At 70.7% G+C, this 6,352-nt stretch carries 5 protein-coding genes and 1 tRNA gene; 5 read left to right on the top strand and 1 reads right to left on the bottom strand.

Going from position 1 to position 6,352, the window contains the following annotated elements:
• Positions 1-53: 53 nt before the first annotated feature.
• A tRNA-Arg gene (locus AB0D04_RS34035) sits at positions 54-125 on the bottom strand.
• A 215-nt stretch (positions 126-340) separates the two neighbouring features.
• Here AB0D04_RS34035 and AB0D04_RS34030 point away from each other — a divergent pair.
• From AB0D04_RS34030 to thrC, 5 genes are all read left to right on the top strand, one after another.
• Positions 341-940: a response regulator gene (locus AB0D04_RS34030; RefSeq protein WP_362711239.1), complete on the top strand. Its 600-nt coding sequence runs from the start codon at positions 341-343 to the stop codon at positions 938-940.
• Between the two features lie 93 nt (positions 941-1,033).
• On the top strand, positions 1,034-2,059 hold the full coding sequence (gene nrtL / locus AB0D04_RS34025) for an ArgS-related anticodon-binding protein NrtL (protein ID WP_362711238.1): 1,026 nt from the start codon (positions 1,034-1,036) through the stop codon (positions 2,057-2,059).
• A 35-nt stretch (positions 2,060-2,094) separates the two neighbouring features.
• Positions 2,095-3,486, top strand: coding sequence for a diaminopimelate decarboxylase (gene lysA / locus AB0D04_RS34020; RefSeq protein ID WP_362711237.1), 1,392 nt, complete (start codon positions 2,095-2,097; stop codon positions 3,484-3,486).
• A 137-nt stretch (positions 3,487-3,623) separates the two neighbouring features.
• Positions 3,624-4,916 carry a homoserine dehydrogenase gene (locus tag AB0D04_RS34015; RefSeq protein WP_362711236.1) on the top strand — a complete coding sequence of 431 codons (1,293 nt, stop codon included), beginning with the start codon at positions 3,624-3,626 and terminating at the stop codon, positions 4,914-4,916.
• 8 nt (positions 4,917-4,924) lie between these two features.
• Positions 4,925-6,010 carry a threonine synthase gene (gene thrC / locus AB0D04_RS34010; RefSeq protein WP_362711235.1) on the top strand — a complete coding sequence of 362 codons (1,086 nt, stop codon included), beginning with the start codon at positions 4,925-4,927 and terminating at the stop codon, positions 6,008-6,010.
• Positions 6,011-6,352 lie beyond the last annotated feature (342 nt).

Raw genomic sequence — 6,352 nt, 5'->3', positions numbered from 1 at the left:
TTCGGTTGGCATCCGCCTGGTCAGGCCATGGTTCTGGGTTGCTGACTGGCGAGTGCCCCCGGCAGGATTCGAACCTGCGCACACGGCTCCGGAGGCCGTTGCTCTATCCCCTGAGCTACGGGGGCGTTGCCGCCTGTGTTCCGGTGGCGACGGGAAGAACACTACCAGCTCTGATGGGGTGTCCAGGAACAGGGTTTTTCCGGGCGGGGGAGCGGGGCGCGGAGGGGGCCCTAGCGCATGCGGAGGGCGCGTCGGCGGCGGTCGGGGAAAGGTCCCCCGCATGGGGGCGGAAGTGGGCAAAACCGGGACGCAGCTGCAGGTGGGCCCCTAGTCTCATGGTGTGCCTGGCTTGTCCGGTCGGATCCTGGTTGTCGACGACAACAAGGTGATCCGGCAGTTGATCAGGGTCAATCTCGAGCTGGAGGGCTTCGAGGTCGTGACCGCGGCTGATGGTGCCGAATGTCTGGATGTCGTGCACGACGTGAGACCGGATGTCGTGACCCTGGATGTCGTGATGCCGCGGCTCAACGGCCTGCACACCGCGGCGCGGCTGCGGTCCGATCCGCGGACGTGGGACATTCCCATCGCCATTGTCAGTGCGTGCACCCAGGGCGAGGTGGACAACGGCGAGTGGGTGGGCGTGGACGCCTTCCTGGCGAAGCCGTTCGAGCCGACCGAGCTGGTACGGACCGTGGGGATGCTCATCCGGGAGGGACGGCAGCCGGAGCGGGACACCGAGGGGGACGACGCGCGGGCGGCGGAGCGGGCGTCCGAGGCCGGGGCCGAGGGGGCGGCGGCCGGGGGCGCGCAGGCCGAGGCGGCGGCCGGCGGGGGAGGCAGGACCGCGGATGCCGCAGCGGCCGAGCCGGCCGACGTCGGCCTGGATGTCGACGTGGAGGCGAGCGGGGGCTCGGAGCCGGCGGGCCGGCCCGGAGGCTGAGCCGGCGCGGTTGACCGGCCCCGCAGCGGCTGAAGGTGTCCACAGGGCGAAACCGGTCGCGTGTCCGGTGCCCTTCTCCCATACGCTTGTCCCGTGACCCCCGCTGACCTCTCCCGTACCGTCCTGCGCTCCGTGCGCGGTGCCGTGGACGAGAAGGAGCTTTCCGTGCCGGTGCCGGCGCGGATCGCGGTGCGCCCGTCGCGGCGGGCCGGGTGCGGGGACTATGCCTCGAACGTGGCGCTGCAGCTCGCCAAGGAGGCGGGGCGGCCGGCCCGGGAGATCGCCGAGATTCTGCGCAGGCGGCTGGTGGGCAGCGCCGGGATCGCCCGGGTGGAGATCGCCGGACCCGGGTTCTTGAACTTCACGCTGGGGGACGGGGCGCAGGCCGCGCTGGTGCGGGACGTCCTGGCCGGCGGTGACCGCTACGGGGCGCGCGCGCCGGGAGAGGCCCTGGCCGACGGGCAGCTTCCCGGCGGGGCCCGCGGGCTTGTGGTCGCCCAGGCGCTGGGACGGATGACCGCCGCAGCCGGTGCCGGTCGTCTGCAGCGGTCCGTACCGGCCTCGGCGGCCGACGAGAAGGAGCTTGCCGGGATCGTTGCCCGGCTGGGGGACGACGAGGCGCGCTGGGCGTTGCTGCGGCCCGCCGCGCGGGATGCGGTGCGGTTGCCCGAGCGGCCGGTGCAGCGGGAGGAAAATCCGCGGTTCCGGGTGCAGTATGCGCACGCGCGGACGCGGGCACTGGTGCGTAACGCGGGGGACCTGGGGTTCGTGAGCGAGCCCGGGGAGGTCGTCACCCCGGCAGCGGACGGGGCCGGCCCCGCCTCCCGGGCTCCCGCCGCCCAGACGTCCGCGACACACGATCTCGTCGGCCTCCTGGCCACCTACCCCGCCGCCGTCGAGGCCGCCGTCCGGCACCGGGCGCCGGACCGGACGGTGCGGCACATGGAAGCGACGGCGGACACGTTTCTGCGCTGGCACGATGCCTGCCCGCCGCTGCCCGTCGGGGAGCGGAAACCCTCGGCCGTGCACCGCGCCCGGCTGGCTCTTGCCGAGGCCACCGGGACGGTGCTCGCCAACGGCCTGCGCCTGCTCGGCATCTCCGCTCCCGAACACCTTTGATCTGCACTTGAGAATTTGAGGGGATCCTCGCTGTTATGAGTCGTTCCGCGCATCCTGCAGGGCCCCGGCACGCAGACGTGCTGCCCGAGGGGCACTACGCCGGGCCGCCCGCCGATCTCAACACCCTTGACCCGCGCGTGTGGTCCCGTACCGTCCGGCGCACTGCCGACGGTGCGGTGACCGTCGGCGGGCTGGACGTCCGTGCGCTGGCCGAGGAATTCGGTACGCCGGCGTACTTCCTGGACGAGGACGACTTCCGGGCGCGCTGCCGTGCCTGGAAGGACGCCTTCGGGCCGGACGCCGATGTCTTCTATGCCGGAAAGGCGTTTCTGTCCCGCGCCATCGTGCGGTGGCTGCATGAGGAAGGGCTCAATCTCGACGTCTGCTCGGGGGGAGAGCTCGCCACGGCGCTCGCGGTGGGCATGCCGGCCGAGCGGATCGCGCTGCACGGGAACAACAAGAGCACCGAGGAGATCACCCGGGCCGTGGAGGCAGGGGTGGGGCGGATCGTGCTCGACTCGTTCCAGGAGATCGTCCGGGTCGCGCACATCGCCGAGAAGCTCGGCCGGCGGCAGCGCGTGCAGATCCGGGTCACGGTCGGTGTCGAGGCGCATACGCATGAATTCATTGCGACCGCGCACGAGGACCAGAAGTTCGGCATTGCGCTGGCCGGGGGCCAGGCCGCCGAGGCCGTACGGCGCGCGCTGAAGCTGGACGGGCTCGAACTGATCGGGATCCACAGCCACATCGGGTCGCAGATCTTCGACATGGCGGGGTTCGAGGTGTCCGCCCGCCGGGTCGTACAGCTGCTGACCGAGGTACGGGACGAGCACGGCGTCGAGCTGCCCGAGATCGACCTCGGCGGCGGCCTCGGCATCGCGTACACCTCGGAGGACGATCCGCGCGAGCCGCACGAGATCGCCAAGGCGCTCGGCGAGATCGTGACGAAGGAGTGCGAGGCCGCCGGACTCGGTGTGCCGCGGCTGTCCGTCGAGCCGGGGCGGGCGATCGTCGGGCCCACGGCGTTCACGCTGTACGAGGTCGGCACGGTCAAGGAACTGGAAGGCCTGCGGACGTATGTGTCCGTGGACGGCGGGATGTCGGACAACATCCGCACCGCGCTGTACGACGCGGAGTACAGCGTGGCCCTGGTCTCCCGGACCTCCGACGCCGAGCCGATGCTGTCGCGGGTCGTCGGCAAGCACTGCGAGAGCGGGGACATCGTCGTACGGGACGCGTTCCTGCCGAGCGATGTGGCGCCCGGTGACCTGCTCGCGGTGCCCGCCACGGGTGCGTACTGCCGGTCCATGGCGAGCAACTACAACCATGCGCTGCGCCCCCCGGTCGTGGCGGTCACGAACGGCGAGGCCAGGGTGATTGTCCGGCGGGAGACGGAGGAAGATCTCCTGCGGCTGGATGTCGGGTAGGGCCGGATTCACGGGGCCGGACCCCGGATGAAATAAATGTCTCGGTATCCGGACGACAGGCGGAATCTGCCGTCCGGTGCGTGAGACTGGTGCAAGAGCAAGCTGGAAATTGCCGATCGATGAGAAGCAGGGGTCGAATGATGCGTACGCGTCCGCTGAAGGTGGCGCTGCTGGGCTGTGGTGTTGTCGGCTCAGAGGTGACGCGCATCATGACGACGCACGCCGACGACCTCGCCAACCGCATCGGTGCCCCCGTGGAACTCGCCGGGATCGCCGTCCGCCGCCCCGACCGGGTGCGCGACGGCATCCCCGCCGAGCTGGTCACGACCGATGCGACCGCGCTCGTCAAACGCGGCGACATCGATGTGGTGATCGAGGTCATCGGGGGGATCGAGCCCGCGCGGGGCCTGATCACCACGGCCTTCGAGCACGGCGCCAGTGTGGTGTCGGCCAACAAGGCGCTGGTGGCGGCGGACGGTGCCGCGCTGCATGCGGCGGCCGAGGCCAACGGCGCGGATCTGTACTACGAGGCCGCCGTCGCGGGGGCGATCCCGCTGGTGCGCCCGCTGCGCGAGTCGCTGGCCGGCGACAAGGTCAACCGTGTGCTCGGCATCGTCAACGGCACCACCAACTTCATTCTCGACAAGATGGACTCGACCGGCGCCGGCTACAGCGAGGCGCTGGACGAGGCCACCGCACTGGGCTACGCCGAGGCCGACCCGACCGCCGACGTCGAGGGCTTCGACGCCGCCGCCAAGGCCGCGATCCTGGCCGGTATCGCCTTCCACACCCGTGTCACCATCGACGATGTGCACCGCGAGGGCCTGACGGAGGTCACCGCGGCCGATATCGCCTCCGCCAAGCGCATGGGCTGCACGGTCAAGCTGCTGGCCATCTGTGAGCGGGCCGCGGACGGCGCCTCCGTGACCGCCCGGGTACACCCGGCGATGATTCCGCTGACGCATCCGCTCGCCTCCGTGCGCGAGGCCTACAATGCGGTGTTCGTGGAGTCCGACGCGGCCGGGCAGCTGATGTTCTACGGGCCGGGCGCGGGCGGTGCGCCGACCGCCTCCGCGGTCCTCGGCGACCTCGTCGCGGTCTGCCGCAACAAGCTCGCCGGTGCCACCGGGCCGGGTGAGTCCGCGTACACGCGGCTGCCCGTCAGCCCGATGGGTGAAGTCATCACGCGGTACCACATCAGTCTCGACGTGGCCGACAAGCCCGGCGTTCTCGCGCAGGTCGCCACCATTTTCGCCGAACACGGCGTATCCATCGATACGGTCCGTCAGCAGGGCAAGGACGGCGAGGCATCCCTCGTCGTCGTCACCCACCGGGCGGCCGACGCGGCCCTGTCGTCGACCGTCGGGGCACTGCGCGAGCTGGACACCGTCCGCGGTGTCGCCAGCATCATGCGGGTCGAAGGGGAGTAAAGGAACCCATGTCTGCCAATTCCACCGTGACCACGACTAGCCGTCAGTGGCGCGGCATCATCGAGGAATACCGTGACCGGCTTCCGGTCAGCGACACGACCGAGGTCGTCACCCTCCGGGAGGGCGGCACTCCCCTCGTACCGGCCCAGGTGCTCTCCGAGCGCACCGGCTGTGAGGTACACCTCAAGGTCGAGGGCGCCAACCCCACCGGATCCTTCAAGGACCGCGGGATGACGATGGCCATCACGCGCGCCAAGGAAGAGGGTGCCAAGGCGGTCATCTGCGCCTCGACCGGCAACACCTCCGCCTCGGCCGCCGCCTATGCCGTACGCGCCGGGATGGTGTGCGCGGTGCTCGTCCCGCAGGGCAAGATCGCGCTCGGCAAGATGGGCCAGGCGCTGGTGCACGGCGCGAAGATCCTGCAGATCGACGGAAATTTCGACGACTGCCTGACGCTGGCCCGCGGCCTCTCCGACAATTACCCGGTCGCACTCGTGAACTCCGTGAACCCGGTGCGGATCGAGGGCCAGAAGACCGCCGCCTTCGAAATCGTCGACATGCTCGACGACGCGCCCGACATCCATGTGCTGCCCGTCGGCAACGCCGGCAACATCACGGCGTACTGGAAGGGCTACCAGGAGTACGCGGCCGACGGCATTGCCACCCACACCCCGCGCATGTGGGGCTTCCAGGCCTCCGGCAGCGCGCCGATCGTGCGCGGCGAGGTCGTCAAGGACCCGCACACCATCGCCACCGCGATCCGGATCGGCAACCCCGCCTCGTGGGCGTTCGCCGAGCGTGCGCGGGACGAGTCCGGCGGCCTCATCGACGACGTGACCGACCGTCAAATCCTTGCCGCCTACCGGCTGTTGGCCGCCCAGGAGGGCGTCTTCGTCGAGCCCGCCTCGGCCGCGTCCGTCGCCGGTCTGCTCAAGGCCGCCGAAGAGGGCAAGGTCGACCCCGGCCAGAAGATCGTCTGCACGGTCACCGGCAACGGCCTCAAGGACCCGGACTGGGCAGTGGCCGGCGCGCCGCAGCCGGTCACGGTCCCGATCGACGCGGACGCCGCCGCCGAGCGGCTGGGCCTGGCCTGACCGCACCTGCGGGCGGCCTTCCCGCCGCCCGGTGCGATCCGCGGTCCGTACGGGCAGGACCTGCTCGTACGGACCCGGGGCCGCGGGCGCGGTCGGCGCCCGCAATCCGCAGAAGAGCAAATTATGCAAAGGCTGCAAAGCCGGAAGAGACGCCGTCGGGGCACAGGAAGGCGCGCGACACGCATCGTGCGCCTCCTGTGCGCCCTGTGTCGCCACAGAACCTTCCTTCGATAGGCTGGCAGTCAACTCCCCTCCCCACGGCATAACGCAGTGGTGTGCAGGGCAAGTCAGAACAGACCCCATGAGCCGACCGGGCACCTCGGTGCCCGTGTTCTGGGGCAG

It is taken from the genome of Streptomyces sp. NPDC048483 (assembly GCF_040651455.1).
GTDB lineage: Bacteria > Actinomycetota > Actinomycetes > Streptomycetales > Streptomycetaceae > Streptomyces.
This window is presented reverse-complemented; position numbering and strand designations above follow the sequence as displayed.